Genomic DNA, 25,210 nt, shown 5'->3' on the forward strand with positions numbered 1-25,210 from the left:
TCAGCTCCAAGTCATTGCTACAAGAAAACAGCAGAACGTTCCCACTCCGAGTGCTGCACCGGACAGTGCCTCCCGTGGAGTGTGTTCGCGCAGGGACACCCGGCTGAACATCATTAACGGCGATAGTATCAACAGCCATGCCCAGGCTCCCCCGAATATTGCCGTAACCCACAGGGCTGCGAAGGTAATAACGGACACATGGGCGGAAACGTCGAGCCAGCGGCGGAAGAACACCAGCCCTGCATTGCCCAGGAACAGCCCTGCCACGGTGAGGGGAATCGGCGCCGGCAGCGGAATTGCCCAGCAGATCACGGTGCCCACCAGCATCAGGAGGGCAACCAAGTTGGTCCGCCAACTGTCCGGAATGCCCCGGCGCCGAAAGACGGGTTTGGTGCCCTTATAGACGGCACCGGGTATGCCGACAATGCAAGCCACCAGCAGGAGCACCCCGGCCCATCCCAGTCCTGCCCTGATTCCGGCAAGGAGCACCAGGATTGTCAGGACCAGTGCAGGCGGCAGAATTCTTGAGCAGCTAAAGGCGAGGTATTGCCGTGCGCCGCGCCGGTGGACCGTTGTGCTCAATTCGTTTGCCTATCTCATCAATGATTGTGCTTTCCTGCGGCGACAAGAGCGCCGGATCCAGAACCCGGATGTCGCCGATAAAAATGAACCAGCGGTAAAGCTGCGCTTTGGATGCCCGCGCCTCGAGGGAAATGCGGGCGGCGCCCATGGACCGGCGGCCTTCAGGTGTTTGCATCAGACGCCGGACGATGGGCCTCAAAGCGGACAGGTCCGCGGCGCAGACAGTTCGTGACCGCAAGGTTTCCTTCATCCGTCCGTAGGACGGAAGGATGAAGCCCACCGCAAATCCGACGATCATCAGGGCGAGCAGAATACGGTATCCGGTGACCAGACTATCGCTGTGCCCGGCATCGGATCCTCCAATCTCCAAGCCGATCTGGACCATTTTGATGCCCGCCGCCATGACGCCGCCCATGCACCCGGCACTGAGCATGTCGAAACCGATACGGAAGGGACGTGACTCACCACGCCGGTTTCGCCGCAGAGTTTTCATGCCCGTATAACCGGTGATGAGTCCAAACCAGGCAAAGAAACTGGCTTGGTACAGGGCTATGGTCGGGATGTCGCCAAAGGTGTCAGTGAAACTGGCGGCCGATCCGTCCGTGTCTGAAACGACCAGGAGCACAATCTGCATTACGGCCAGGACCGTTCCGATGCTGATTAGCGTCCTGATGTGGTTGGACCTTCCGGTGACCCGCAGCAGCAGCCGACTCAACTCGGTCATGCCCATTCCCATAAGCAGGTGAACAATCAGGTTCAACAGGTTCCAGCCGCCCAAGTACCGGTCAACGGCCACGTACACCGAGTCGATATTCAAAGTGGCGCCCAGAGCTATCAGGGAAACCGCGGGCATAATGCCGGGCTTCCAGCCAAAACACATGCCCAGGAGCCGGATGGCGACCACTGCCCAGAGAATCAAAACGGGAAGGATCTGCAACAGCGTCATATAAAGGTCCGCTCAAAGTCGCTGGTGCTTTCAGGGTTCCCCGGCAGCAGCGCCAGCGTGAGCAGATAGGCGACGTGCTCTGCGGACCGCTCGGTCTCGTTCCAGTCCAGGGACCGTGCCAGCATCCGCTTAATGCCCTTGCGGCTGCCGACATGCTGAAAAACGGACGGCATTTCCGTTTCCACGCCGCCGCATCCTTGGTGGCGCAGGAGGATGTGCCCGAATTCGTGGCATGCAGCATGGGTCCGGTGGAGCTGGTTGTCACCGGCAGGCAGCAGGATGATCGATTTTTTGTCCTTCTCGATCCAAAGCCCGGTGACGGCAGGAATCACTGAATGGTCGATGTCGCGCAGTTCAATAGGTTTTCCGTGGGCTTCCTCTACCGCGGCCAGCAGGTCATCGAACGTTACATGTCCGCCCAATTCCAGGGCACGGACCGAGTCTTCCGCGGCCGCCCGTTTTCCGCCGTCGGACTTCCGAAAACGCACTGCCATCAATTTCCCCATCTTGTTTTCACACGCTTTCAATGACGCGTGTAAAGAGACCGAACCCTAGGACTTTATCCCAAGGCTTCGCTTTCCAGAATGCCTTTGCTCCGTTTAGGGCAGCAGCAGTGCGGCAGCATAGGCCACGCAACCGGCCAGATGGCCCGCCAGAACCTGCGTGAGAGTGTGGTCTCCGAGCTTCACCCGGGACCAGCCCGTCGCCGAGGCCAGCATCAGGGCCAGCGCCGGACCGAAGACCGGAACAGGAGCCAGCAGCGCCAGGCCAACATATGCGGCCACTGCCGAATGGACCGACAGCTTCCATACCAGGTTCGCCGCCAGGCAGAGCATCAGGCCAATGAAGACGCCGCCGATTTCACCGAACAGGACAGCCGGTGCATTCAGCAGGACCAGGATCAGGGCGCCGACGCCAATGGAGAGCGCGGAGGCCAGCAGGATCGGAGCCCGTTGTTCACGGACGCCCACATGGTGGTCCGTGACCCTGCCCCGCCGCTTCAACCAGAGAATCCCGAGAAACGGCAGACCCACGGTGAAACCCGCCGCCACAATGCCCTGCAGCCAGGAAACACCGGGACTGAGCAGGGGCTGCAGCAGCAGGAGAATCCCCACGAGGACAGCGGGGGAAGACGTTTCTGTGATGATCCGCGCCACGGTGGAAACGCGTTTAGCGGGGACTTCAATGGTTGCCGGCATTAGATGATTCTACGTGGTACGCCGCGGACAAATGATGCCCTCCGGATCACGGACACCCTCTGCTCACGCCGCGCCGCAGAGTTGATATATGTTCGCTAAATCGAAGCGATTCGATTAGAGATATACGTATGACCCCCAATTTGCTGTTCTACAACCGTCCTGCGCAGCAGTGGCTGGACGGGCTGCCCCTGGGCAACGGCAGGCTCGGGGCCATGGTGCTTCCCGAACGTGACGGTCTGCGCCTGCAGATCAATGACAGCACCGCGTGGTCCGGCAGCCCGGACAGCGAGCACCGGAGAGGACAGGTCTCCGCGGGTGACGCCGCGCAGGCACTGGCTGCGGCCCGCGCAGCGCTGGACGGCGGACGGCCGGTGGAGGCGGAACGGTTGCTGGAACCGCTTCAGTCCCGCTACTCGCAGGCGTACCTGCCCTTTGCCGATGTCCTCGTCTCCACATCGGTGGGCGGCCAGACCGGGCCCGACCTGATACGCCGGGAGCTTCGCCTGAACGACGCCGTGCACACCGCCACGGAACAGTTCCCGGGTGGTGAGATTCGCTCGGACACCTTCATCAGTGCGGCCGACGGCGTGCTGGTGCACCGGCTGACGGCCACGGTTCCGGTGGAAGTGCGCATCCGCCTCACCACTCCCCTGCGGGAACTGTCCCGCCATGCCGGCGCAGACGCCGTCGGCCTGGAACTGCGGCTGCCTGCCGACGTTGCTCCCGGCCATGCTCCGGAGGAGCCGCCGCTGCGCTGGGAGGCCGACTGCGTTAGGCCGCTGGAGGGTGCGGTTCACCTCGCGCTGCGGCACAACGGAGAAGCGGACAGCAGCCCGCCGCCACCTTCCGGGAACTCCCCCTCGACTCCGGCGGATCTTGTCCTTACCGGCGTCACCGAGCTGCTGCTCGTCCTGGCCACCGCCACCACCTTCACCGCGCCCGGACGGTACCCTTCCGGAACCGCCCAGGACTGCCGCCGTGATGCCTCCCGGCAGGCCGCCGCGGCAGTGGACAAGGGATTCGACGCGCTGCTCCGCGATTCCATCCGGGCCCACCGGCTCCTGTTCGACCGGACCGAACTCATGCTCCATCCCGGCCCGCAGACCCTGCCGAACCGGTCCGAGCTTCCCACCGACGTCCGGATCCGGGAGGCCAACCGCTCCCCCGCGGGTGCCCTGGCCGCGGATCCGGAACTCGCTGCCCTGCTGTTCGCCTACGGACGCTACCTGCTGATCTGCAGCTCATGTCCCGGTTCCCTGCCGGCCAATCTGCAGGGCATCTGGAACGAGGAGATGCAGCCGCCCTGGTCCTCGAATTACACGCTGAACATCAATCTGCAGATGAACTACTGGGGCGCTCATGTAGCCGATCTGTCCGAATGCAATGAGCCACTGCTGGAGCTGGTGGAGGCCCTCGCACACCGAGGCCGGAACACCGCCGCCACGCTTTACGGCGCGCGCGGCTGGGTCGCCCACCACAACACCGATGCCTGGGCCTTCACCTCCCCCACTGCCGGAAACGCGAGCTGGGCGCACTGGCCGATGGCCGGTCCATGGCTGGTGCGTCAGCTCGATGAAGGCCGGCGCTTCGGCACCGCCAACTCAGCGGAGCTGGCCCGGATCTGGAAGCTGGCGGCGGGCTGCGCTGAATTTCTCTGCGACTGGCTGCTCGACGACGGCGGTCCCTGGCTGCAGACGCGGCCCTCCACCTCGCCGGAGAACTGTTACCAAAGCGCGCAGGGACCCGCGGCCCTGGCGACCTCCTCCGCGATGGACCGAACCCTCATGACTGAACTGTTCGACGTCGTTCTGGCGCTGGCTCCACTGGTCGGTCAGGAGGGCCATCCGGTGGTCGCCGAGGTTCGCCGTGCCCGGCCCCGGATTGCACCCCCGGCGGTCAGCGCCACCGGTGACATTCTGGAATGGGGTTCGGCGGAAACCGCCACCGATCCGCTGCACCGCCACCTCTCCCACCTGGCCTTTGTCTATCCGGGCAACGGCATCCCTCAAGACGGCGGCACCTCGCATCCGCAGCTGGAAGCCGCGGTCCGGCGAAGCCTGGACGGCCGCGGCAATGACTCCACCGGCTGGTCCCTGGTCTGGAAAATCTGCCTCCGCGCCCGGCTGGGACAGTCGGACAAGGTCAGCGACCTGCTCCGTCTGCTCTTCCGCGAAGCCGGAACCGCGAGCGCCGGGGTACACGCCGGCGGCCTGTATCCCAACCTCTTCACCGCGCATCCGCCCTTCCAGCTGGACGCCAACCTCGGTTACATCGCGGCGATCTCCGAAGCACTGCTGCAAAGCCACGCCGGGGTGATCCGGCTCCTGCCCGCCCTGCCGGCAGAGTTTGCTTCCGGGCGGGTCCGCGGACTCGTTGCCCGGCCGGGCATCACCGTGGACCTGGACTGGCACAAGGGGCAGCTCACCTCTGCCACGCTGACGCCGCGCACGGCGGCTGCCGCCGGAGCTCACGACATCGAGGTCCACGGCATCCGGTACACCGTCCACCTCGAACCGGGCGACAGCTTCACGCTCCGGCTCCCGCTGGATAACACTCCAAACCATGACACTCCAACTGAAAACGCTTCAAACCAAGGAAAGGCAGTACTCCAGTGACATCGTCTCCCACCGCTTCACAGGAACTTCATCCGGACTACCGGGATGAGGGGTTGGTCTTCGGACCGGACTTCATCTTCGGCTCCGCCACGGCGTCGTACCAGATTGAGGGGGCCTTCAACGCTGACGGCCGCGGCCCGTCCATCTGGGACACCTTCAGCAAAACCCCCGGCAAGGTCTGGAACGGAGACACCGGGGACGTGGCGTGCGACCACTACCACCGGCTCGAAGAGGACCTGGACCTGATGCAGAAACTGGGTCTGGAGGCCTACCGGTTCTCCATTTCCTGGCCCCGCATCCAGCCCACCGGCCGCGGCCCGGTCAACGAGACCGGCATGGCCTTCTACGAGCGGCTCGTCGACGGACTGATTGCCCGCGGCATCAAACCGCTGGCCACCCTCTACCACTGGGACCTGCCGCAGGCCCTGGAGGATGAGGGCGGCTGGACCAACCGGCAGACCGCCTACGCCTTTGCCGACTACGCCCGGCTGGTGGGCGAACGGCTCGGCGACCGGATCACCGGCTGGATCACGCTGAACGAACCCTGGTGCTCCGCCTACCTCGGCTACGGATCCGGCGCGCACGCTCCGGGACGGACCAGCGACGTCGAAGCCCTCACCGCCGTCCACCACCTGAACCTGGCCCACGGCCTGGCCGTGAAGGAACTGCGCGGAGTGGTTTCCGCGGACGCGGACATTGCCGTGACCCTGAACCTGCACGTGTTCCGGCCCGAGGGCGAGACCGGCCCCGAAGCCGTGCGCCGGGTGGACGGACTGGCCAACCGCCTGTTCCTGGATCCGATGCTCAACGGCACCTACCCGGAGGACGTCCTCGCGGACACCGCCTCCATCACGGACTGGTCCTTCATCCAGGACGGTGACAACCAGCTGATCTGCCAGCCGCTGGATTTCCTGGGCATCAACTACTACTCCACCAACCGGGTGCGGATCTGGGACGGCAAGGGCGACCGCATCAACGCCGACGGACACAAGCCCGCCGAAGGCACCGCCTGGCCCGGCGCCGGCGTCGTCGAATTCGTCGCCCAGCCCGGCCCGTACACGGAGATGGGCTGGAACATTGACCCGGCCGGGCTGGAAGATTTGCTGGTCGCGGTGCATGAGCGCTGGCCGGACCTGCCGCTGATGGTGACCGAAAACGGAGCCGCGTTTGCGGATGAGCTGGTCACCGGGGAGGACGGCGCGCCTGCCGTGCACGACGCCGAACGCACCGATTACCTCCACCGCCACTTCGCTGCCGCGCACCGCGCCATGCAGCGCGGCGTGGACCTGCGCGGCTACCAGGTGTGGTCGCTGATGGATAACTTCGAGTGGGGCTACGGCTACTCCAAGCGCTTCGGCATTGTGCGCGTGGATTACGACACTCTGGAACGCACCCCGAAGGACAGCGCCCTCTGGTACTCGCGGCTGATTGCCGAACGCGTGCTCCGCGCAGGCTAACGTTTGCTGCCTCTTTAGGCGGCAGCAAACAGGTGAGGGCGCCGGAATTTTCCGGGGCCCTCACCTGTTTCTGCCGAATCCTGCCCTTACATGACGGGCGGGGCCGGAACGGCAGACGGTTCAGCGGGAGCGGAGAAGCCAGCGGCCGACGACGGCGCCTGAGTCGGCTCCGAGCTCAGTTCCACCGCCTCGTTGTGGGCAAGCCCTGCGGTTTCCCCGCCGTCGGCCACAAACTCGGCGCCGGTGGAGAAGCTGGATTCATCGCTGGCCAGGAACAGCACCAGGTTGGCGATCTCCTCGGGTTCACCCATGCGGTGCAGCGCGACGTGCTGCTGGCCGCCGTCGAGCCCGTCGGTCATGGGGGTCCGCACCGCGCCCGGATGCACCGAGTTCACCCGAATCCCGTACGGGCCCAGGTCAAGGGCCACCGATTTGGTCATTCCCCGCACCCCGTACTTGGCAGCTGTATAGCCGGGCAGGTCCTTATAACCCTGCAGGCCGGCGGTGGAGGAGACATTGATAATGGACGCTCCGGCGGAACGCTTCATCGGTTCGAGGACAGCCTTGATGCCCAGGAACACTCCGGTCAGGTTCACGGCGATGATGCTGTTCCACTGCTCCAGCGTGTAGTCCTCGATGCTGCCGAAGTTGGCGATTCCGGCATTGTTGACCAGCACATCCAGTCCGCCGAAGCGGTTTTCGGCCTCCTGCACGGCGGCGGCCCAATCCTCCGGGTTCGTGACATCCAGGTGGACGTAGGCCCCCGATTCCCCGTTGCCGGCGCCGAGGCTTTCGGCCAGTGCTTGTCCTTCCGCGTCGAGCAGGTCGCCGATGACCACTTGTGCTCCTTCATCGGCCAGGCGCCGGGCTGCCGCCGCTCCGATGCCGCGTGCTCCCCCGCTGATCAGTACAGTCTTTCCGCTAACTCGTCCCATGTAGTTCTCCCCCAGTTGTTGGCCTGTCCCCGGTCCGGCCGCAGGTGCAGCGGATCCGGGGCAGCCGGTGTCCTGTCATCCAACTACAGGCGGCGGTGGAAGTCACGGTTTAAATTCCCCGCGCATGCTCCGGCGCCCGCACGGCACTCCGCCGTCCGTGGCCCGCAGCCTCTATGTCAGGGGCACGCGTTATCGTCAGATCAGAGCTCCACAACGCCGTGGGATCCACGGCAGAAAGCGAGGCACACCATGCGCGATCTAGTGACCGAGGCGAAGGAAGTCGCCACCCAGGCTCATCAGGGACAGGTGGACAAGAACGGCTCTCCGTATATCGGACATCCCGGCCGGGTGGCCGGGCACGTGACCCGGCATGCCGCCGCCGAGGATCTGGAAGCGGCGCAGGCGGTGGCGTGGCTGCACGACGTTGTGGAGGACACACCGGTGACCCTGGCCGACTTGGCCCGGCAGTTCCCGGCCGAGGTTGTTGCCGCCGTCGATGCCATGACCAAGCGGGCCGACGAGGACCGGGATGCCTACTATCGGCGGGTGCGGGCCAACCGGATCGCGCGGGCAGTCAAGCAGGCAGATCTGGATGACAACACCGATCCCGCCCGTACGGCCCGGCTGGACCCCGAGACCCGGCAGCGGCTGGCCGCAAAGTACGAGCACGCGCGGAGCGTGTTGGCCGGTCACTAACCGGAAGAAGGCCGGGCTCAATCGAATGCCCGGCGCTCAATTCCGGGGAGTGCCGGCCTCTGAGTTACGGGCGTCCACCATGTGGTGCCGGCCCAGGGGCAGCATCAGCGGCTTGCCCGATGACGGGTCGGTGATCACCATGTTGTCCATCCCGAAGACGGTCCGCACGGTTGCCTCGGTGAGCACGTCCTCCGGCCGGCCGGCGGCGTGCAGTTTCCCGTCCGCCACAGCCACGAGGTGGTCAGCGTAGCGGGCGGCCAGGTTGAGGTCATGCAGCACCATCACAATGGTGGTGCCGCGGGAACGGTTCAGATCGGTGAGCAGATCCAGCACCTCGATCTGATGGGAGACGTCCAGGAACGTGGTCGGTTCGTCCAGCAGCAGCAAATCAGTCTGCTGTGCCAGTGCCATCGCGATCCAGACCCGCTGGCGCTGCCCGCCGGAGAGTTCGTCCACGGCCCGGTCAGCCAGCGCGGCGGTTTCGGTGGCGTCGAGCGCGGCGGCGACGGCGGCGTCGTCGTCCTTGCTCCAGCGTGCAAAGATCCCCTGGTGCGGATGCCGGCCGCGGCCCACCAGATCGGCAACCGTAATGCCTTCGGGCGCGATCGGCGACTGCGGCAGCAGCCCCAGCGTGCGGGCCAGCTGCTTGGCCGGAATCGAATGCACCGCCTTGCCGTCCAGCAGCACATGCCCGGAGCGCGGGGCGAGCAGCCGCGACATCGAGCGCAGCAACGTGGACTTGCCGCACGCGTTGGCGCCGATGATCGCGGTGACCTTCCCGGCCGGAACCACCAGATCCAGGGAGTCGATGACCGTGCGGTCGCCGTAGCCCAGCGTGAGGTTTTCGACGTTCAGGGTATGGGTTGCGGTCACAGCGAGGCTCCTGCGCGGTTGACGCGGACAATGAGGTAAACAAGGAACGGAGCGCCGAGCACCCCGGTGATGACGCCCACCGGCATCCGGGTGCCGAAGGCGTACTGGCCGCAGAAATCCGCCACGAGCACCAGCAGCGCGCCCACCAGTCCGGCGGGAATCAGCAGCGACGGGCCCGGGCCCACCAGCCGGGCCGCGATCGGTCCGGAGAGGAACGCGACGAAAGCGATGGGTCCGGCGGCCGCGGTGGCAAAGGAAATGAGCCCGACGGCGGTCACGATCACCACAATCCGGGTGAGGTTCACGCGCACCCCCAGGGCGGAGGCGGCGTCGTCGCCGAGCCGGGTGACGGCCAGGTTCTTTGACTGGCTCAGCAGCAGCGGTGCCAGCACCGCCAGGGCGGCGAGCACCGGCAGGACCTGGTTCCAGGAGGCACCGTTGAGGCTGCCGGTCAGCCAGCGCATGGCCTCCTGCAGTTTCCAGTCCGGGGCCTGGTTCAGCACGTAGGCGGTGACCGAATCCAGCATCGCGGCGATGCCGATGCCCACCAAAATCAGCCGGGTGTCCGCCACTCCCCGCTTATAGGACAGCGCGTACACGGCCACCGCCACGGCCAGGCCGGAGACGATGGCGAAGGTGGACACCGCGGTGCCGCCCAGGCCGAGCCCGACAATGGCAAACGCAGCTCCCGCGCCGGCACCGGAGCTGATGCCGATAATGTCCGGGCTGGCCAGCGGATTGCGGAGCATGGTCTGGAACGCCACGCCGGCCAGGCCGAAGCAGGCGCCGGTCAGCACTGCCAGCACCGCACGCGGCAGGCGCAGGCGCCCGACGGCGAACGAGGCGCCGGGGATGTCGTGCCCGAAGATCACGTTGAGCACGTCGCCCGGGGCGTAGAACGTGCGCCCGGCCATCAGGCTCAGCGCGAAGACGGCCAGGATTGCCACGGCAAGGAGGGTTACCACCAGCCGGTAGCGGGAGGTGGCGCCGTGGCGGACCCGGGCGACGGCGTCGGCCGTGGTTTCGCCGGCGGTTTCCACGGCGGAGACTTCAGTGCTCACAGGGCACGCACCTTCTGCCGGCGGACAATGTAGATGAAGAACGGGGCGCCGATCAGCGCGGTGATGATGCCGACGTCGATCTCGGCGGGGCGGGCGATGACGCGGCCGACGACGTCGGCGGCGGTCACCAGGGCGGCGCCGGCGACGGCGGTGAAAGGCAGCAGCCAGCGGTGGTCCACACCGGCGAGTAGCCGGCAGGCGTGCGGAACCACCAGTCCCACGAAGGCGATGGGGCCGGTCACCGCGGTGCTGGCTCCGCAGAGAATGACGGCCCCGAGGGCTGCGCCTCCGCGGGCCAGGGCCACGCGTTCACCCAGGCCGGCCGCAAGCTCATCGCCCAGGGCCAGCGAATTCAGCCCGCGGGCCGAGAGCAGGCAAATGGCAAAGCCGGCCAGCAGGAAAGGCAGGATCTGGCCCAGGCTGTCATAGGAGCCGCCGCCCACGCCGCCGATCTGCCAGGAGCGCACGCCCTGCGCCAGGTCGTTGCGCGGCAGCACGATGGCGCTGACAAAGGAGGCCAGTGCGGCGGACGTTGCGGCGCCGGCCAGCGCGAGTTTCAGCGGTGTGGCGGCGCCCCGGCCCAGCGAACCGATCAGGTAGACAAAGACGGCGGTGATGCCGGCACCGGCGATCGCCAGCCAGACATAGCTGGAGGCGGCGGCCAGGCCAAAGAACGCCATGCCGGCCACAATTGCCAGCGAGGCTCCCATGTTGATGCCGAGGATGCCCGGATCGGCCAGCGGATTGCGGGTCACGCCCTGCATGACGGCGCCCGAGAGGCCCAGGGCGGCGCCGGCCGCGCCGGCGAGCAGCGTGCGCGGAATCCGCTTGGCGACGGCGGCCTGGTCAAAGCCGTCGGCCGAGCCGCCCAGTGCGGCAAGAATGTCGTTCCAGCCGACGTCGCGCGCGCCCACCGTGATGCTGGCGAGCATCAGGGCGGCGAGCACGGCACACGCCACCAGGAACCAGAGCGCACGCAGCCGGGCCGGGCGACGGCGCCGGAAAGCGACCGGCGCCGTCACCGTGTTGTGTGGTGTCACTTCGCCTTGGCTGCGGCGTCGGAAAGCAGATCCAGGTAATCGTTCAGGACCCAGGAGATGGCCAGCGGGGTCGGGTTGGCCGCGGTGCCCAGCGGGGTGTCGGGCAGCAGGACAATGGAGCCGTTGGCGACGGCGGGGATCTGCGAGAGCAGAGGATCGGATTCCAGTGCGGTGACGAGTTCCTGGCCGCCGTAGCTGACGATCACGTCCACGTCATTGAAGGCGTCGGCCTGCTCGGCGCTCTGCGTCAGGGAGAACTGGTCGGTGGCGTCCGAGGCGGTCTTCACGCTGTCGGCGACGGCCATGCCCATGTCCTCGAAGAACATGGTGCGGGTGTCCTTGGTGGTGTAGAAGCTGACTTGGCTGAGGTCGGTGGTGTCCACGTGGGTCAGGAACATGGCGTTCTTGCCTTCGAGGTCCGGGTGCTCGGCGGCGGCGTCGGACATTTCTGTCTCGAGGTCCGCGATGAGCTCTTCGCCTTCCTCTTTCATCCCCAGCGCCTCGGAGTTCATCTCGATCATTTCGCGCCAGGGGGTGCCCCAGGCGGTTTCCGGATAGGCGACCACGGGGGCGATTTCGCTCAGCGTGTCGTAGTCCTCCTGACTCAGACCGGAGTAGGCCGCGAGGATGACGTCCGGGTTGGTGTCGGCCACGGCTTCAAAGTCGATGCCGTCGTTTTCGTCGAAGAGCACCGGGGTTTCGCCGCCGAGTTCCTCGAGCTTTTCACTGACCCACGGAAGCAGGCCGTCGCCGTCGTCGTCGCCGTAGTTCGCTGCCGCCATCCCCACGGGGACGATGCCCAGGGCCAGCGGCACCTCGTGGTTCGCCCAGTTGACCGTGGCCACACGCTCGGGCTTGGTCTCGATGGTGGTGGTGCCCAGGGCGTGTTCGATGGTGACTGGCTCCCAGGAGGAGCCGGTGGCTTCGTCGGTGCTGGCCTCGGAGGTGGCGCAGGCGGAGAGTCCAACGGTCAGCAGCACTGCCGCGGTGACGGCAGTGAGTCGTGAAAGGCGCAAGGTGGTATTCCTTCGTCAACAGTGGGGAGCAACCCGGCGGCCACAGGCGCGCACCGGGGGCATCGCACTGGTTTTAGGATTGCCTAACAAAATAAGACTAAGGCATGCCTAACCAAAGTTGTGACACTTGTTACGGGTGTGATGAGAGGCATATCCATCTCATCGGGCGTCTCTGATGGGTGAAGGAGACGCCAGCGGACATGGGTGGAGCCCGGGAGATATCCCGGGCTCCACCGAATTCGCTGCCGGCTACTGAACAGTGCCGGCCACTGCCTGCGCCGGCTACTGCACGGTCACCTGCCCAACGAGGCGGGTGTCAGTGACGGAACTTCCCACATAGATCGAGACGGGCCCGGTGGGGGTGACAAAGTCATCCGCGTCGTCGTCCCAGTACTGCAGGGACCGCGGATCAAGGTCAATGTTCACCGTTCCCACCCCGCCGGGCCGGAGGGTGATGCTGCCGTATCCGGCCAGCTGCCGGGCCGGCGTCGGCTCGTCACCCGGGAGGGTGCCCACGTAGACCTGCACGGTTTCCTCACCGGTGCGGGTCCCGAGGTTGGACACCCGCACCGACACGTTTCCGCTCGGATTGTCCGCATCCACCACCGCGGGTGTGGACAGGTTCGAGTAGCCGAACGATGTGTAGGAGAGCCCGTGGCCAAAGGGGAACAGCGGAACCGCACCCTGGGTCACATAGTTCTTGTACCCAACAAACACTCCGTCGGTGTAATCCACCGTTGGGCTCACCACGTCAAAGATGTCGAACGGGTTCGACGGCCCAACAGTGGTGGCCTGCTCATCACTGACCGGGAACGTGACCGGCAGCTTCCCGGACGGATTCACATCTCCGTAGAGCACTGAGGCGACGGCCCGCCCCTGGGCCTGCCCGGCGTACCAGGCTTCCAGGACCGCAGGCACGTCGTCGATCCAGGGCATGGTCACCGGTCCGCTGGTGGCCAGCACGACGACGGTATTCGGGTTGGCTGCGACTACCGCGCTGATCAGGGCGTCCTGATTTTGCGGCAGCACCAGCGAACCGCGGTCCGCTCCCTCTCCGGTGTAGTCCCGAGCCACCACAACAGCAACGTCGGCCGCCGCTGCCGCCTGCGCAGCGGCGGTGATGCTCGGTGCCACCACACCCTCGGGCGGAGTCCAGCCCAGCCGGGCGATGGCGCCCGGCTGGTCATTGAGCCCGCCGTTGAACTGGTTCGGCGCGTCGGTGGTGTATTCCACCCGCACCGGGACAGTGGTTCCGGCCGTGAGGTCCACCGTTACCTCATCCGTCAACAGGGTGTCCGCGGGTTCGTTGATGACCTCTGTTCCGTTGACGTAGAGCCGTGCAGTGCCCAGATGGGTAAGGGTGAGCGTGTACGTTCCCGTCGACGGCGGCACGATCGTTCCGGTCCAGACCGCGGACATGGGCTGTGTAGCCAGCTCGCCGCCGATCCCGGGGACCTGCGACGTGTTAATGACGTCCGCCGAAATGCCGGTCCGCAGGTTCACCTGACGCTCAGCGCGGGCCAGTGTGGTCGCTCCGGTGAAATTGTCCACGCCCAGCCGGTACTCGGCATTGACGTTCGTGAGCACGTCGCTTGGCATCGGGAACGGTCCGGGAACCGTGTCCGCCAGTGACACCGGGTCTGTTCCGGCGGACTGGGTGACTGTGGCACCCGTGGCCCGGGCGGTGATGCCGTCCAGGATGGTGGTCAGCTGCGCCGGATTCTGGACCGCGCCCGAGCCGCCGCCGTCGATATACCAGTCTGCATCGGATCCGATGACAGCCACCGAGGAGGTATCGGCGTTGACCAGCGGAAGAGCATCACCGCCGTTCTTCAGCAGGACGATGGCATTTTCGGCCACCTGCTCAGCGATCGCGTCATGGGCGGCCAGCATGTTGTCCGGAATTGCCACGTCCGTTGGCTGCGGATTCACGAAGGAGTTCACCGGCGGGTTGTCGATGATGCCGTTCTCGAACATGGCGTAGGCCACGCGGCGCGCGGCATCGGTGATCCGCAGTTCGGAAACCTCGCCGGCTTCCACGGCTGCAGTCAGGGCCGGCCCCGAGAACTCGGTTCCGGGTCCTGAAACGTCCAGCCCGTTCGCGTAGTCGGAGAACGCATGGGATGCGTTGAAGTCCGAGCTGACATAGCCCTGGAACCCCAGCCGGCCCTTCAGGATCTGGTTCAGCAGCAGGTCGTTGCCGCACGAGTACTCGGAGTTCACTTGGTTGAACGCGCACATGACGGATCCGGCGTTTCCGTTCACCACAACGTTTTCCCAGTTGCGGCTGTAAGTCTCCAGCAGCGGCCGTTCCTCAATAATGGCGTTGACGTCGCCCCTGCGGGATTCAAAGTTGTTCAGGTTGTAGTGCTTGGGCAGGGCTATGATGTCCGGGCCCTGTTCGCCGATCACCTGGGCTGCTGCCGCGTCTCCGCTCAGCATGGGGTCTTCGCCCAGGTCCTCCCACATCCGTCCGTTGAAGGGGGTGTTGACCAGGTCCATGGTGGGCCCGGCAAGGGAATTGAAGCCGACGGCGCGGGCTTCCTCTCCGCCCACCGCGCCGTAAGCGCGGGCCAGAGTGGAATCGAAGGTGGAGGCCAGGCCCACGCCAACCGGCAACGCGGTGGACGGACCGGTCTCCAGTGCCAGGCCGCAGCAGCCGTCCTTGCCCCGGATCGGTGGCAGACCGAATTCGGGAACCCCGGTGCCGCCCGACTGGACCAGGTATCCGACCTTCTGGTTCAGGTTCATCGCGGCGGTGGCCCAGGAGGCCCGGGTGAGGGCATCCTCGTCGCTGCCCAGCCACGGATTGCCCGCCGGGACCGGCGGATTACAGCCGCCCTGGCTGCCGTTGTACCTGTCCAGCCGTTCCATGAATGCAGCCATTGCATTTCGTTCCACCGGAAGTAATGGCCGGTATGTCCCGTCCGGCCAGCCGGTGGAAATCCCCGCCTCCTTCATCCAGGCAATGTCCGTGGCGAACTGCAGGTCCACCGGCACGTCAGTGAACGGCGGCGTCGTGGGCGCCGGGAAATCCCGTGCCGCCTCAATGCTGCAGTAGGTGCCGCTGTAGCGGTTCATGAATGCCGCCATCGCGTCCCTGGCAACCGGGGTCAGCGGTCGAAAAGTGCCGTCCGGGTAGCCGGTGGTGATTCCAGTGGAGGCAAGCCACGTAATTTCCTTATAAAACTGTGTTTGCGGCGTGATGTCGGTAAACGGCGAGGTGGCCGGTGCCTCGAAATATGGCTGCCCCGCCAGCCGGTAAATGAAAGCGGCCATCGCATCGCGGGCAACGGGCGCCAGCGGCCGGTAGGTGCCGTCCGGGAATCCGGTGGTGATTCCGTTAGCGGCAATAAACAGGATGTCCGCTTCAAAAGGATCCCCGGCGATATCCGTAAAAGGCGGCGGCTGGACCGTATAGGCCGGATCAGCCTGCAACGGTGTGACGTCGTCTGCACCCACCGCCGAGGGGAGAAAACCGGTCACGGCAAACAGCCCCAAAAAGGCCACCAATCCGTACCGGCGCGCCGTGCGGCGTTTTAATCTGAACATACAAGCTCCTCAATTTTGCGGCGGTGCCGAGTGAATTAAGGCATCACCGTATGCAGGGGTTAGTGCGCGCCGGCCTCAGTGATGCCATGCCGAAACGAGGGAAGTGCAAACGCCGCAATAACCCTCAGCCGCCTGTGCCGAGGTTTACGGTGATTGCCCAACAGTTGCGAGTGTGAATGTGCGTAACCGGAGTCTAGAAGGGGTTTTACGGGGCTGGGAATGGCAAAAAACACCCGCTTAATTGCGTACTTCCGCTACTACTTGGTGCGAATTCGGTCGTTTAGAACCGGCCTGCCGCGAATCCGGTGATCAGGCGGTGCCGCTGCTACGGGCGGCCTACCCGTGAGAGGCAGCCTTTATGCGGGCGTATTCGGGCAGTTTTCCTATACGCTGCGTATGTGTTCCGGGGTCAGCTCCGCGAGGTGAGTAACGCCGAGCAGCTGCATCACCACGGTCATCTCGGCACGCAGTATCTCCAGCGTCCGCTCGACGCCCTGCCGCCCGCCGGCCATCAGCCCGTACAGGTAGGCCCGGCCGATCAGCGTAAAGTCGGCGCCGGCGGCAATCGCGGCCACAATATCGCCGCCGGACATGATGCCCGAGTCCAGGATGATTTCCGCATCGGGCCCGACGGCGGCGCGGATGGAGGGAAGGATCCGCAGCGGCACCGGGGCCCGGTCCAGCTGGCGGCCGCCGTGGTTGGAGACCACAATCGCATCCGCGCCGCGGGTGAAGACCTCGACGGCGTCGGCCGGGTTCTGGATGCCCTTGACGATCAGCTTGCCCGGCCAGGTCTCCCGCAGCCAGTCCAGGTCCTCCATGTTCAGCGAGGGTTCAAACATGGTGTTCACGGTGTCCGCCAGGGACACCCGCTCCCCCTCGAAGTTGGCGAATCCCAGCGGTTTGGTGGTGAGGAAGTTGAACCACCACTCCGGCCGGTAGGAGGCATCGAGAATGGTTTTGGGTGTCAAGGTGGGCGGCATGGTCATGCCGTTGCGCGTGTCCCGCAGCCGGGCTCCGGCCACCGGAGTGTCCACGGTGACGATCAGCGCTCCGTAGCCGGCGGCAGCGGCACGGTCCACCAGTTCCTTGGACCGGGCCCGATCCTTCCAGAGGTATAGCTGGAACCATGTGGCGGCGTCGGGCACCGCCTCGGTGAGTTCCTCGATGGATGCCGTGCCCATGGTGGACAGCGAAAACGGAACGCCGAACGCGGCGGCGGCCTGCGCTCCCCCAATTTCGCCCTCGGAGTGCATCAGCCGGGTCAGGCCGGTGGGTCCGATGCCCACCGGCATCGCGGATTCGGTGCCGGTGATCTTCGTGCTCAGGTCCACGCTCGTGACGTCGCGCAGCACATTCGGCACAAATTCGACGTCGTTGAACGCGGCCCGGTTGCGCTGCAGGGTCTGCTCGCCGAAGGAACCGCCGTCCACGTAGTCGAAGGCCGCAGCCGGGATCCGGCGCTTGGCAATGTCCCGCAGTTCCCACACATTGGTGGCCTTGGCCAGCCGTGCCCGGCGGCGGTCCAGGTCAAAGGGCTGAAACTGAATCAGGTCGCGGAGGTCTTTGTACTGCGGGATCCTGCGTTTCATGGCTGCTGCTCCTCATGTCCGGGAAGGCCAGAGTTGCACGGTACTGCAGTGGGCGGCCAATTCCTCGGGTTTGTTTCAGGCCCGGGTTCCGGTCGAGACAGTCCAGGGTTCAAAGCAGCGCCAAAATCCGTGGGAGCCCGGGAAGTGTTTCCCGGACTCCCACGCCGAGCCGGGAATTACTCGCAGGCAACTCCGTCGCCGTCGCGGTCCAAATGGGACCCGTAACCCGGCTGGCCGGCATACACAGGGGCTGCACCTGCTGCACGTGCCGCGGCACAATTCTTGTAGTAAGCGGCAGCCGGCGCTGGCTCAGGAATCACCTGGGCCGGCTCCGGGATGGGAGCCACCGGTACCGGTGCCGGTTCTGGTGCCGGCGCAGGTGCGGGTTCCGGGGCGGGTGCAGGCGGCTCGGGTGCCGGAGCAGGCTCCACGGGCACGGGTGCCGGTTCAGCATTTTTCCGGTCTTCGGCAGCTTGTTTCTCGGCCGCGGCCTCACGTGCCGCGAGGAGGTTCACCGAACTCTCCTTATCCATCCAAATGAGTGCTCCGTTGTCATCCTCGGTGCAGATATAGACCATGCTCTGCATGGTGGGCGTCGCTGACGGAGATGCCTGCGTGGTTGTTGGCGAGGACGATGGCGAGGACGGCGGCGAGGGCTTGGCAGCGCCGGAAGCCGTCGCCGTCGGACTCGGGCTGGCTGTTGCGACGGTGTCGGCCGTTCGAACCATTCCCGCGGTTGTACAGCTTTGGTTCGCTATCTGGGTGGGTGTTGGTGTCGGCGTAGCCGTGGGCGTCCGAGTCGCCGTCGGGGTCGGCGTTGCCGAAGATGTGGTGGGCGAAGGAGTGGTGACGGCGGCAGCTTCGGCTCCGTCACTGGCACCGCAGCTGGCTACGGCGAGGACTGCAGTGAGGGTGAGAGCACCCAACGACAGTGTGCGGGCGTGCGCGCGCGCCCGGGTAAAAGACGAGAAAGGCATGAGTCCCCCATGGACAAAAGACTGGGAAATAGCTGCACCGAATGAGTGCGCTGTTTAAGATGCAATCGCATCGAGTCCACAGCCTACAGCCTTCGGGGAGGCCATAATGACAATTTTCGATCTTCTGCATTCGCCTCGGCGCAGGCTCTGAATCACCTTCTCTGCATCAGCGCCGTGAGCTTTAGCATTCTGAACACCCATTGAACGGAAGGAGGGAATCAGGCCTCGCTTTCCCGAGAGTCGGCACGACAATGAAGCATGGATGAACGCAGCGGGCTGCTTAGAGCGGTGAAGGCCTTTCACACATTCGCGTGGTTCACCATCGAGGCTTGCATGCTTTATGTTCTCTACGCCGGCGTCCGGAAGCGGACTGACCGGAGGGTAGGGATCGCGGCCGCGGTGGTCACCGCGGAAATCCTCGTCTTCGCCGGCAACGGTTTCCACTGCCCGCTTACCGCCGTGGCACGAGAGCTCGGAGACAGCAACGGGTCTGTCACTGACATCTATCTCCCGCAATGGCTCGCCAGGAATCTCCCTGCCATCCACATTCCGCTCATCGTCGTAGCGGTATTCCTTCACTGGCGGAACATTTCGGCCCGGAAGACGGCCGGGGAAACGCATGGTGAGAACGCTCCCGGAACCGCGACGGGTGCGCCAGCCGGGTAATGCCTACCCTCTAGCTCAGAGCGCTATCCAGCCCCGGGCCAGGGCAAGCACAGCTGCAACGGCTCCTGCCAGCGCAATCAGGAAAAGGAACAGCTCCCCTCCCCGGAAGACGCGCTGCCCCTGTTCACCGCGCGCGATCACAAACAGGACGGTGGCGGGGGCGTAGAAGATCATAGAGAGCAGCACCAGCGGCAGCCCGGCGGCGTAGACCAGGAACACCGAGTAAACGGTGGCAATGACGGCAACGGTCAGGTCACCCCGCCGGATGCGGCTCGGGGCTCCTTCATACGTTTCGCCGCTCCAGCCGAGCTTGAGGGCGTAGAGGGCCGCGAAAAGGAGGGAAAACAACGTCAGGACCGCGGTCATGTCCAATGCGAAGTCGAAGGCGTCCTCGGAGAAGTAGGTGATGACCATGACCAGCTGGCTGAGCAGGGTGCTCAGCAGCAGGGCGTTGACCGGGACATCGTTGTCGCTGACCCGGGACAGGAACCGCGGCATGTCCTTCTCTGTGGCGGCCACGTACAGGACCTCCGCCGCCATCAGGCTCCAAGCCAGGTAAGCCCCCATCACCGAAATGATCAGGCCTGCGCTGACGAACACCAGCCCCCAAGTCCCCACTCCCGCTTCCAGGACTCCCGCCATGGAGGGTTGCCGCAGCGCGGCGAGCTGCTCCATCGGCAGGACCCCGTAGGAAACGATCGTGACCGAGGCAAAGATGGCAAAAACACTCAGAAAGCCGAGGATGGTGGCCCGGCCAACGTCCTCCCGCCGTCGGGCATGGCGCGAATACACGCTGGCACCTTCAACCCCGAGGAACACGAAGACCGTCACCAGCATCGTGTTGCTGACCTGCTCGAACAGCGGCCCCGTGTACTCCGCCCCGGTAAGGTTTCCTGCGAAGACCGCGGGGTCGAACAGGAAGACAGCAAACAGTACGAAGACCAGGATAGGAACAACCTTGGCGATCGTGACTATCCGATTAATGGCCGTGGCTTCCTTGATGCCGCGCCTGATCAGGAAGAAGAATCCCCACAGCCCGGCCGAGGAGAGCACGACGGCGAGGAGGGTGTCCCCTGCGCCCAACTGCGGAAAGAGGACTCCCAGCGTGGACATGGTGAGCACCCAGTAGGTGACGTTTCCAACGCAGGCGCTGGCCCAGTAACCCGCGGCAGAGAAGAACCCCACATAATTTCCGAAACCGGCCTTGGCATAGGCGAAGATCCCCGCATCAAGCGCCGGCTTGCGCATGGACAGCCGCTGGAACACAAAGGCCAGCATCAGCATGCCGGACCCTGCAATCAGCCAGGCGACCAGCGCACCCCACACTCCGGTTTCCTCGGCGAAGCGCTGGGGCAGGGAAAACACCCCGGCCCCGACCATGGACCCGATCACCACAGTGGTGAGGGTCAGCAGGGAGAGCTTAGCCGCTGGAGCCTTCTCCCCCAGAGCAGGCGGATTAGACATGGTTCTTTTCCAATCGGGTGTGGCGGCGGCTGTGGTCACACCGGTTAGACAACAGTGGAGGGACGGACCGCTTCCTGCAGGAGATCATCTTTCGTCAGCAGTCTTAGCATTATTCTCTCAGAAGGAGCCGACCGGGTCCGAATCGGCGGCCCGCACGCAGGCGCGGACAGTATTCCGTTCCACCCGGAGACCCCTTAGTGTTTTCGCCATCGTGTGTGGCCGTGATGAGGAGCAGCCGTGAAAGAGAACGCCTACGTCCCCACCCCGCCCGGCGCCGTCGAGGACCTCGCTGACCGGCTCTCCCGCTTCCGCCCTGTGCCGCAGGTCCAATTGCCCGACGCCGGTTTCCTAGGCGTGGGAGGGGACGTGCTGACGGAGCTGGTGGGCTACTGGCGCACGGAGTTCAGCTGGCCCGCCCAGGAAGCCTGGATTTCGGCCTACCCGTGGGCGGAGACGGAGCTGGCGCAGGTGCCAATCCGCGCGATCGTGTCCCGGGCAGCCGGTGCCCGGCAGTCGCCGTCGTCCCCCGTGGTTTTGCTGCTGCATGGCTGGCCCGATTCGATCCTGCGGTTCCAGCGCCTGTTTCCGCTGCTCACGGACCTGACCTATGTTGCTCCGGCGCTGCCCGGTTTTCCCTTCGCTGCTGCGGTGACCGGCGGAGGGCTGTCGACTGTGGCCATGGCCGATGCGATTGCCGAGGCGATGTCCGAGTTTGGGTTCGCCCGGTATATGGTTTCTGCCGGCGATGTGGGCTCGGACGTGGCCGAGGCCCTGGCGGTGCGGCATCCCGGTGCCGTTGCCGCCCTGCATTTGACCGATGTGTCCCAGTACCACATCAACCTCGACCCGCCCGCTGACCTGGACGGGGAGGAGCGAGCCTATGCTGAAAGCACGGCCCGCTGGCAGTCGGCCGAGGGCGGGTACGCGCACGAGCAGGCGACCCGCCCGCACACGCTGGCTGCCGGGCTGGGCGACTCCCCTGCCGGGCTGGCGGCATGGATCGGGGAAAAGCTGATCCGCTGGACCGATTCGGAGGGGACCCTGACGAATGCGTTCAGCTATGAGGAGGCCCTGACGTGGATCAGTTCCTACTGGCTGACCGGTTCCATTGGGACATCGTTCGCTCCCTATGCTGCGGGCCGGCCTACCGGCTGGCCGCGGATCGAGGCGCCGACGGTGTTCACCCTGTTCCCGAAGGACCTGGCCAACGCCCCGCGGCAATTCGCCGAACGCTTCTTCAACGTGGCGCAGTGGCAGGAGTACGCCAAGGGCGGCCATTTCGCTGCCTGGGAGCGTCCGGAGGAATACCTGCAGGGCATTCGTGCCGCTGTGGATGCGGGCTGGTCCTAGCGGAAGCGCGGCGTCTCCACCGACAAGTAACCCGCCGGCGCCGCCGCACTGCAGGCTCGCCGCCGCCTTGCATACTCTCAACGGACCACCCACTCGTGTTCATTAGCGTGGGTAGAATTCGCCCCACACTTAAGGCGAAACCCACGAAGCGGAAAGGCAAATCCCGGCACCCCGCCTACGGTTCCGCACAATTAGGGCGAGCCGCCAGAGTCGGCATCGACTCTGGTGGCAGAGTGTGGATATGAAGTTTTGGTGGGCGACGCAGAACAGCAACTACAAGGACGCAATTCAAGAAGGTTCCCTCTGGACCTGCGAACGTCCTAATGGCCGCAAACTGGATAATTCCAGAGCGTTCATCAAGGAACTTCAAGCGGGGGACGTTGTTATCCATCACGCACATGGGTACGTCCGTGCGGTCAGCGTTGTAACCCACCCTTGGCAGGACTGCCCCCGCCCTGCGGCATATCGCCCAGGGAGGATCGGAGAAAAAGACGACGGTTGGCTGGTCCGTGTTGATCCCCTCGCCACCCGCCTGAAACTTCCTTACACACGGGTGGCCGAGCTCATTCAGTACGGTCGAAAGGACGCGCCACTGCACTCGGCGGGACGGCCTGCGGAAAGGTTCCTTTCGAGCTTGACCGAAGAGGAAGGCTTGAGCCTGCTGAAGGAAGTTGGGGTTAGCCTGCCAGAACAGAACGACGGGTTTATGGGACGTCCTGAGAGCTGGTGGAATGGCCAAGGAACTGATGCTTCAGCGTTTACGATGCTCCGCACAGAGCAGGCGGACCTGCGTAGCCACCTGCTGGGCAACCGGGTGACGGCGCTCTGCGCCGTCTGCGGCGAATCCTATCCTCGGCGTCTTCTCATCGCAGGCCATATCAAGCCGCGCAGCCTTTGCAATAACGCTGAACGCACGAACTTCAACGCCGTCGCTATGCTGGTCTGCTCCCTTGGGTGCGACTCACTCTTCGAATGGGGCTACATCTTGGTGGACGGAGCAGGGACAATCCACGCAGGCAGAAAGCCGGAGACCACGGCCGTTGCAGACGCTGTGGCCGCCTTGCAGGGAAAGCTCTGTCTGGCATTCAATCCGGAAACAGCCACTTCCTTCAAGGAGCATTCCGTCCTTCATAGCTAGTGCTTGCCCCTAGCGTCCGTCAGGGAATTGGCCTCACGACGCAGCGACGTTCGCTGCCAGCTTGCACGTAACGGAGCAGCACCCTCGGCCGCGCAGGAAAGACCCGCAGATGCCACGGCAGAAAAGGGAACTTCTACGCTGTGTGGATAGCGCCTGCGCCAGTGACGGGGTCCGGGTTTGCAAGTTCCAGCGCAAGTGTCAATGTCAGTCGATCGGGTCGCGGATGATCGGGCAGGTCATGCAGTGCCCGCCGCCGCGGCCCCGGCCGAGCTCGGCGCCCACAATGGGGATGACCTCGACGCCGGCGTTGCGCAGCGCCGCGTTGGTCTGGGTGTTGCGGTCGTAGGTGAACACCACGCCCGGTTCCAGGGCGACGGCGTTGTTCGCGCTGTCCCACTGCTGGCGTTCGGTGGCGTGGTAGTCCCCGGCGGTCTCCACCAGGCGCAGCTGCTTGTAGCCCATGGCTTCGGCGACGACGTCGACGAAGCGGCGGTCGCGCTCGTCGCGCACTTCCAGACCCAGTGGCTTGTCCGAGGGATGAATGGTGAAGGGGTGGATGCCGTCCACGATGGCCGGGTGGATGGTGGCCAGGTCCCGATCGGCGAAGGTGAAGACGGTGTCCAGGTGCATGGCGGCGCGCAGCTTGGGCATGCCCGCGACGACGATCCGCTCGGCGGCTTCGTCCTGAAACAGGGCCTGCGCGAGCTGGGTGATGGCCTGCCGGGAGGTCCGCTCCCCCATGCCCAGCAGCACGGTGCCGTTGCCCACCGGCATGACGTCGCCGCCCTCCAGGTAGGCCTGGCTCCAGTCCTTTTCCGCGTCGCCCCACCAGATCTTCGAGCCGGTGTAGTCCGGATGGAACCGGTAGATGGCCTGCATCAGCAGGGTTTCGTCGTGCCGAGCCGGCCAGTACAGCGGGTTCAGGGTCAGCCCGGAGCCGATCCAGCAGGTGGTGTCCCGGGTGTAGAGGGTGTTGGGCAGCGGCGGCAGCAGGTACTCGGGCCGGCCCTGCGATTCCCGGACCAGGCCCACGTAGCCGGAGAGATAGTCATCGGGAAGGTCCGACGTCGTCAGCCCGCCGATGAGGATCCGCGCCAGTTCCGCACCGGTCAGTGAATCCAGGAAGGCCCGGGTGCCGGGCACCAGGCCGAGGCCGACGCGGTTGGCGATGATTTTGCGGTCCAGCAGCCAGGTCCGCGCCTCGGGGATGTCCATAGTCTGCCCGAGCAGGTCGTGGAGTTCGACGACGTCGACCCCGCGGCTGGTCATCTTGGCGACGAAGTCGGCGTGGTCGCGCTGGGCGTTTTCCACCCACATCACGTCGTCGAAGAGCAGATCTTCACGGTTGGTGGGGGTGAGCCGTTCATGGGCCAGGCCCGGCGCGCAGACGAGGACCTTGCGCAGCTTGCCGACCTCGGAGTGGATCCCGTAGGACGCGGCCTTGCCGGTGGAGGTTGGGGAAAGCATGCGGTTCTCCTTGATTCTTGGCACGAGGATCATTCCTGGAACCAGTGTCCCAGTTCAGTCTGCTCGCGGATCGATCTGTTCGCGGTTCAGTATGTTCGGGGATCGATCTGTGCGCGGCGGCGGAGCGCTTCGTTGACGGCGGGGTCGTCCAGGGCGCGGAGCCAGGTCAGCAGTTCGGGTCCGGCGGCCGGGTTGGCGGCGACGGCGGGGCGTGCGATCGGCTGGTCGGTGGCCAGTTCCTGCAGTCGAAGGTTCGGGGTGCCGGGATCTTCGGCTTCGGCCAGGATGGCGACCTCTGCGGGATCGACGTCCCGGGGCTTGGCTGCTGATGCTCCGGCGTTCACGATCTCCGCCGCCGGGATGTTCATCAGCGGGGCGGTGCGCCGGGTTGTTGTCTCGGGGGTGGACAGGGCATTCTCGTCAGCGGGATGTTCCTGCGTTTCGTTCTGCACGGGATTCTCCTTTGTAAGTAGCCTTATAAACATCCTTCCAGAAGGAGCAGCGGTCTCCGAATCGTCGGCTGAAGCGCGTCCCGGTATGGCGCCGAGCCTTCGGCGTATGAGTCCATAAACCGAAAGCAGCCA

Annotated in this window: 22 protein-coding genes; 7 read left to right on the forward strand and 15 right to left on the reverse strand. The window is 65.2% G+C overall.

Going from position 1 to position 25,210, the window contains the following annotated elements:
• The 4 genes from AC4D2Q_RS09040 to AC4D2Q_RS09055 form a co-directional block, all read right to left on the reverse strand.
• Positions 1 to 582 (reverse strand): hypothetical protein, encoded by a 582-nt coding sequence (locus tag AC4D2Q_RS09040; protein WP_490946122.1) that lies wholly within the window; start codon positions 580 to 582, stop codon positions 1 to 3.
• Positions 533 to 1,528 carry a hypothetical protein gene (locus tag AC4D2Q_RS09045; RefSeq protein ID WP_490946123.1) on the reverse strand — a complete coding sequence of 332 codons (996 nt, stop codon included), beginning with the start codon at positions 1,526 to 1,528 and terminating at the stop codon, positions 533 to 535. Before AC4D2Q_RS09045 ends, AC4D2Q_RS09040 begins: the two co-directional genes overlap by 50 nt.
• Positions 1,525 to 2,022, reverse strand: a complete 498-nt coding sequence (locus AC4D2Q_RS09050; RefSeq protein WP_490946124.1) for a hypothetical protein — start codon at positions 2,020 to 2,022, stop codon at positions 1,525 to 1,527. Before AC4D2Q_RS09050 ends, AC4D2Q_RS09045 begins: the two co-directional genes overlap by 4 nt.
• Before the next feature lie 105 nt (positions 2,023 to 2,127).
• The gene (locus tag AC4D2Q_RS09055) at positions 2,128 to 2,727 is read right to left on the reverse strand and encodes a phosphatase PAP2 family protein (RefSeq protein WP_490946125.1); all 600 of its coding nucleotides are present in this window, start codon (positions 2,725 to 2,727) and stop codon (positions 2,128 to 2,130) included.
• Positions 2,728 to 2,855: 128 nt separating this feature from the next.
• On the opposite strand from AC4D2Q_RS09055, the gene AC4D2Q_RS09060 reads away from it, so the two are divergent.
• Together AC4D2Q_RS09060 and AC4D2Q_RS09065 are read left to right on the forward strand one after the other, a co-directional pair.
• Complete coding sequence (locus AC4D2Q_RS09060) at positions 2,856 to 5,342, forward strand: glycosyl hydrolase family 95 catalytic domain-containing protein (protein ID WP_490946126.1); 2,487 nt, start codon at positions 2,856 to 2,858, stop codon at positions 5,340 to 5,342.
• The gene (locus AC4D2Q_RS09065) at positions 5,339 to 6,799 is read left to right on the forward strand and encodes a GH1 family beta-glucosidase (protein ID WP_490946127.1); all 1,461 of its coding nucleotides are present in this window, start codon (positions 5,339 to 5,341) and stop codon (positions 6,797 to 6,799) included. Before AC4D2Q_RS09060 ends, AC4D2Q_RS09065 begins: the two co-directional genes overlap by 4 nt.
• Before the next feature lie 86 nt (positions 6,800 to 6,885).
• Here AC4D2Q_RS09065 and AC4D2Q_RS09070 read toward each other — a convergent pair whose 3' ends face one another.
• Positions 6,886 to 7,734 carry an SDR family oxidoreductase gene (locus AC4D2Q_RS09070; RefSeq protein WP_490946128.1) on the reverse strand — a complete coding sequence of 283 codons (849 nt, stop codon included), beginning with the start codon at positions 7,732 to 7,734 and terminating at the stop codon, positions 6,886 to 6,888.
• 249 nt (positions 7,735 to 7,983) lie between these two features.
• On the opposite strand from AC4D2Q_RS09070, the gene AC4D2Q_RS09075 reads away from it, so the two are divergent.
• Positions 7,984 to 8,430: an HD domain-containing protein gene (locus AC4D2Q_RS09075; RefSeq protein ID WP_490946129.1), complete on the forward strand. Its 447-nt coding sequence runs from the start codon at positions 7,984 to 7,986 to the stop codon at positions 8,428 to 8,430.
• A gap of 36 nt (positions 8,431 to 8,466) precedes the next feature.
• Here AC4D2Q_RS09075 and AC4D2Q_RS09080 read toward each other — a convergent pair whose 3' ends face one another.
• The 7 genes from AC4D2Q_RS09080 to AC4D2Q_RS09110 all read right to left on the reverse strand — a co-directional run bounded on the left by AC4D2Q_RS09080 (position 8,467) and on the right by AC4D2Q_RS09110 (position 18,142).
• The gene (locus AC4D2Q_RS09080; protein ID WP_490946130.1) at positions 8,467 to 9,303 is read right to left on the reverse strand and encodes an ABC transporter ATP-binding protein; all 837 of its coding nucleotides are present in this window, start codon (positions 9,301 to 9,303) and stop codon (positions 8,467 to 8,469) included.
• The gene (locus AC4D2Q_RS09085) at positions 9,300 to 10,364 is read right to left on the reverse strand and encodes a FecCD family ABC transporter permease (protein WP_490946131.1); all 1,065 of its coding nucleotides are present in this window, start codon (positions 10,362 to 10,364) and stop codon (positions 9,300 to 9,302) included. The genes AC4D2Q_RS09080 and AC4D2Q_RS09085 overlap by 4 nt, the downstream gene beginning before the upstream one ends.
• Complete coding sequence (locus tag AC4D2Q_RS09090; protein ID WP_490946132.1) at positions 10,361 to 11,404, reverse strand: FecCD family ABC transporter permease; 1,044 nt, start codon at positions 11,402 to 11,404, stop codon at positions 10,361 to 10,363. Before AC4D2Q_RS09090 ends, AC4D2Q_RS09085 begins: the two co-directional genes overlap by 4 nt.
• Positions 11,401 to 12,420, reverse strand: coding sequence for an iron-siderophore ABC transporter substrate-binding protein (locus tag AC4D2Q_RS09095; protein ID WP_490946133.1), 1,020 nt, complete (start codon positions 12,418 to 12,420; stop codon positions 11,401 to 11,403). The genes AC4D2Q_RS09090 and AC4D2Q_RS09095 overlap by 4 nt, the downstream gene beginning before the upstream one ends.
• Positions 12,421 to 12,702: 282 nt before the next feature.
• Positions 12,703 to 15,972, reverse strand: a complete 3,270-nt coding sequence (locus tag AC4D2Q_RS09100) for a glycoside hydrolase family 3 C-terminal domain-containing protein (RefSeq protein WP_490946134.1) — start codon at positions 15,970 to 15,972, stop codon at positions 12,703 to 12,705.
• Positions 15,973 to 16,355: 383 nt separating this feature from the next.
• Positions 16,356 to 17,564, reverse strand: coding sequence for an alpha-hydroxy acid oxidase (locus tag AC4D2Q_RS09105; protein ID WP_490946135.1), 1,209 nt, complete (start codon positions 17,562 to 17,564; stop codon positions 16,356 to 16,358).
• A gap of 176 nt (positions 17,565 to 17,740) precedes the next feature.
• The gene (locus AC4D2Q_RS09110; protein WP_490946136.1) at positions 17,741 to 18,142 is read right to left on the reverse strand and encodes an excalibur calcium-binding domain-containing protein; all 402 of its coding nucleotides are present in this window, start codon (positions 18,140 to 18,142) and stop codon (positions 17,741 to 17,743) included.
• Between AC4D2Q_RS09110 and AC4D2Q_RS09115 the strand changes: the two genes are divergently transcribed.
• Both AC4D2Q_RS09115 and AC4D2Q_RS09120 read left to right on the forward strand, forming a co-directional pair.
• On the forward strand, positions 18,141 to 18,599 hold the full coding sequence (locus AC4D2Q_RS09115) for a hypothetical protein (protein ID WP_490946137.1): 459 nt from the start codon (positions 18,141 to 18,143) through the stop codon (positions 18,597 to 18,599). The genes AC4D2Q_RS09110 and AC4D2Q_RS09115 overlap by 2 nt on opposite strands.
• Positions 18,600 to 18,799: 200 nt before the next feature.
• The gene (locus AC4D2Q_RS09120; protein WP_490946138.1) at positions 18,800 to 19,207 is read left to right on the forward strand and encodes a hypothetical protein; all 408 of its coding nucleotides are present in this window, start codon (positions 18,800 to 18,802) and stop codon (positions 19,205 to 19,207) included.
• A 15-nt stretch (positions 19,208 to 19,222) separates the two neighbouring features.
• Here AC4D2Q_RS09120 and AC4D2Q_RS09125 read toward each other — a convergent pair whose 3' ends face one another.
• Complete coding sequence (locus tag AC4D2Q_RS09125; RefSeq protein WP_490946139.1) at positions 19,223 to 20,671, reverse strand: basic amino acid/polyamine antiporter; 1,449 nt, start codon at positions 20,669 to 20,671, stop codon at positions 19,223 to 19,225.
• Positions 20,672 to 20,908: 237 nt separating this feature from the next.
• Between AC4D2Q_RS09125 and AC4D2Q_RS09130 the strand changes: the two genes are divergently transcribed.
• Both AC4D2Q_RS09130 and AC4D2Q_RS09135 read left to right on the forward strand, forming a co-directional pair.
• Positions 20,909 to 22,021 (forward strand): epoxide hydrolase family protein, encoded by a 1,113-nt coding sequence (locus AC4D2Q_RS09130; RefSeq protein ID WP_490946140.1) that lies wholly within the window; start codon positions 20,909 to 20,911, stop codon positions 22,019 to 22,021.
• Positions 22,022 to 22,256: 235 nt separating this feature from the next.
• Complete coding sequence (locus tag AC4D2Q_RS09135) at positions 22,257 to 23,159, forward strand: HNH endonuclease family protein (RefSeq protein WP_490946141.1); 903 nt, start codon at positions 22,257 to 22,259, stop codon at positions 23,157 to 23,159.
• A 204-nt stretch (positions 23,160 to 23,363) separates the two neighbouring features.
• Here AC4D2Q_RS09135 and AC4D2Q_RS09140 read toward each other — a convergent pair whose 3' ends face one another.
• Positions 23,364 to 24,626 carry an arginine deiminase gene (locus AC4D2Q_RS09140; RefSeq protein WP_490946142.1) on the reverse strand — a complete coding sequence of 421 codons (1,263 nt, stop codon included), beginning with the start codon at positions 24,624 to 24,626 and terminating at the stop codon, positions 23,364 to 23,366.
• A gap of 86 nt (positions 24,627 to 24,712) precedes the next feature.
• Complete coding sequence (locus AC4D2Q_RS09145; protein ID WP_490946143.1) at positions 24,713 to 25,078, reverse strand: variant leucine-rich repeat-containing protein; 366 nt, start codon at positions 25,076 to 25,078, stop codon at positions 24,713 to 24,715.
• Positions 25,079 to 25,210: the final 132 nt, after the last annotated feature.

This window comes from Arthrobacter sp. TJ-178, assembly GCF_058269275.1.

Bases quoted from the DNA above. Each gene is read 5' to 3' on its own strand.
- AC4D2Q_RS09115 (WP_490946137.1), top strand. From the start codon at position 18,141: ATGCTCTGCATGGTGGGCGTCGCTGACGGAGATGCCTGCGTGGTTGTT.
- AC4D2Q_RS09055 (WP_490946125.1), bottom strand. From the start codon at position 2,727: ATGCCGGCAACCATTGAAGTCCCCGCTAAACGCGTTTCCACCGTGGCG.
- AC4D2Q_RS09105 (WP_490946135.1), bottom strand. From the start codon at position 17,564: ATGAAACGCAGGATCCCGCAGTACAAAGACCTCCGCGACCTGATTCAG.
- AC4D2Q_RS09120 (WP_490946138.1), top strand. From the start codon at position 18,800: ATGGATGAACGCAGCGGGCTGCTTAGAGCGGTGAAGGCCTTTCACACA.
- AC4D2Q_RS09140 (WP_490946142.1), bottom strand. From the start codon at position 24,626: ATGCTTTCCCCAACCTCCACCGGCAAGGCCGCGTCCTACGGGATCCAC.
- AC4D2Q_RS09075 (WP_490946129.1), top strand. From the start codon at position 7,984: ATGCGCGATCTAGTGACCGAGGCGAAGGAAGTCGCCACCCAGGCTCAT.
- AC4D2Q_RS09070 (WP_490946128.1), bottom strand. From the start codon at position 7,734: ATGGGACGAGTTAGCGGAAAGACTGTACTGATCAGCGGGGGAGCACGC.
- AC4D2Q_RS09125 (WP_490946139.1), bottom strand. From the start codon at position 20,671: ATGTCTAATCCGCCTGCTCTGGGGGAGAAGGCTCCAGCGGCTAAGCTC.
- AC4D2Q_RS09050 (WP_490946124.1), bottom strand. From the start codon at position 2,022: ATGGCAGTGCGTTTTCGGAAGTCCGACGGCGGAAAACGGGCGGCCGCG.
- AC4D2Q_RS09110 (WP_490946136.1), bottom strand. From the start codon at position 18,142: ATGGTCTATATCTGCACCGAGGATGACAACGGAGCACTCATTTGGATG.
- AC4D2Q_RS09045 (WP_490946123.1), bottom strand. From the start codon at position 1,528: ATGACGCTGTTGCAGATCCTTCCCGTTTTGATTCTCTGGGCAGTGGTC.
- AC4D2Q_RS09060 (WP_490946126.1), top strand. From the start codon at position 2,856: ATGACCCCCAATTTGCTGTTCTACAACCGTCCTGCGCAGCAGTGGCTG.
- AC4D2Q_RS09100 (WP_490946134.1), bottom strand. From the start codon at position 15,972: ATGTTCAGATTAAAACGCCGCACGGCGCGCCGGTACGGATTGGTGGCC.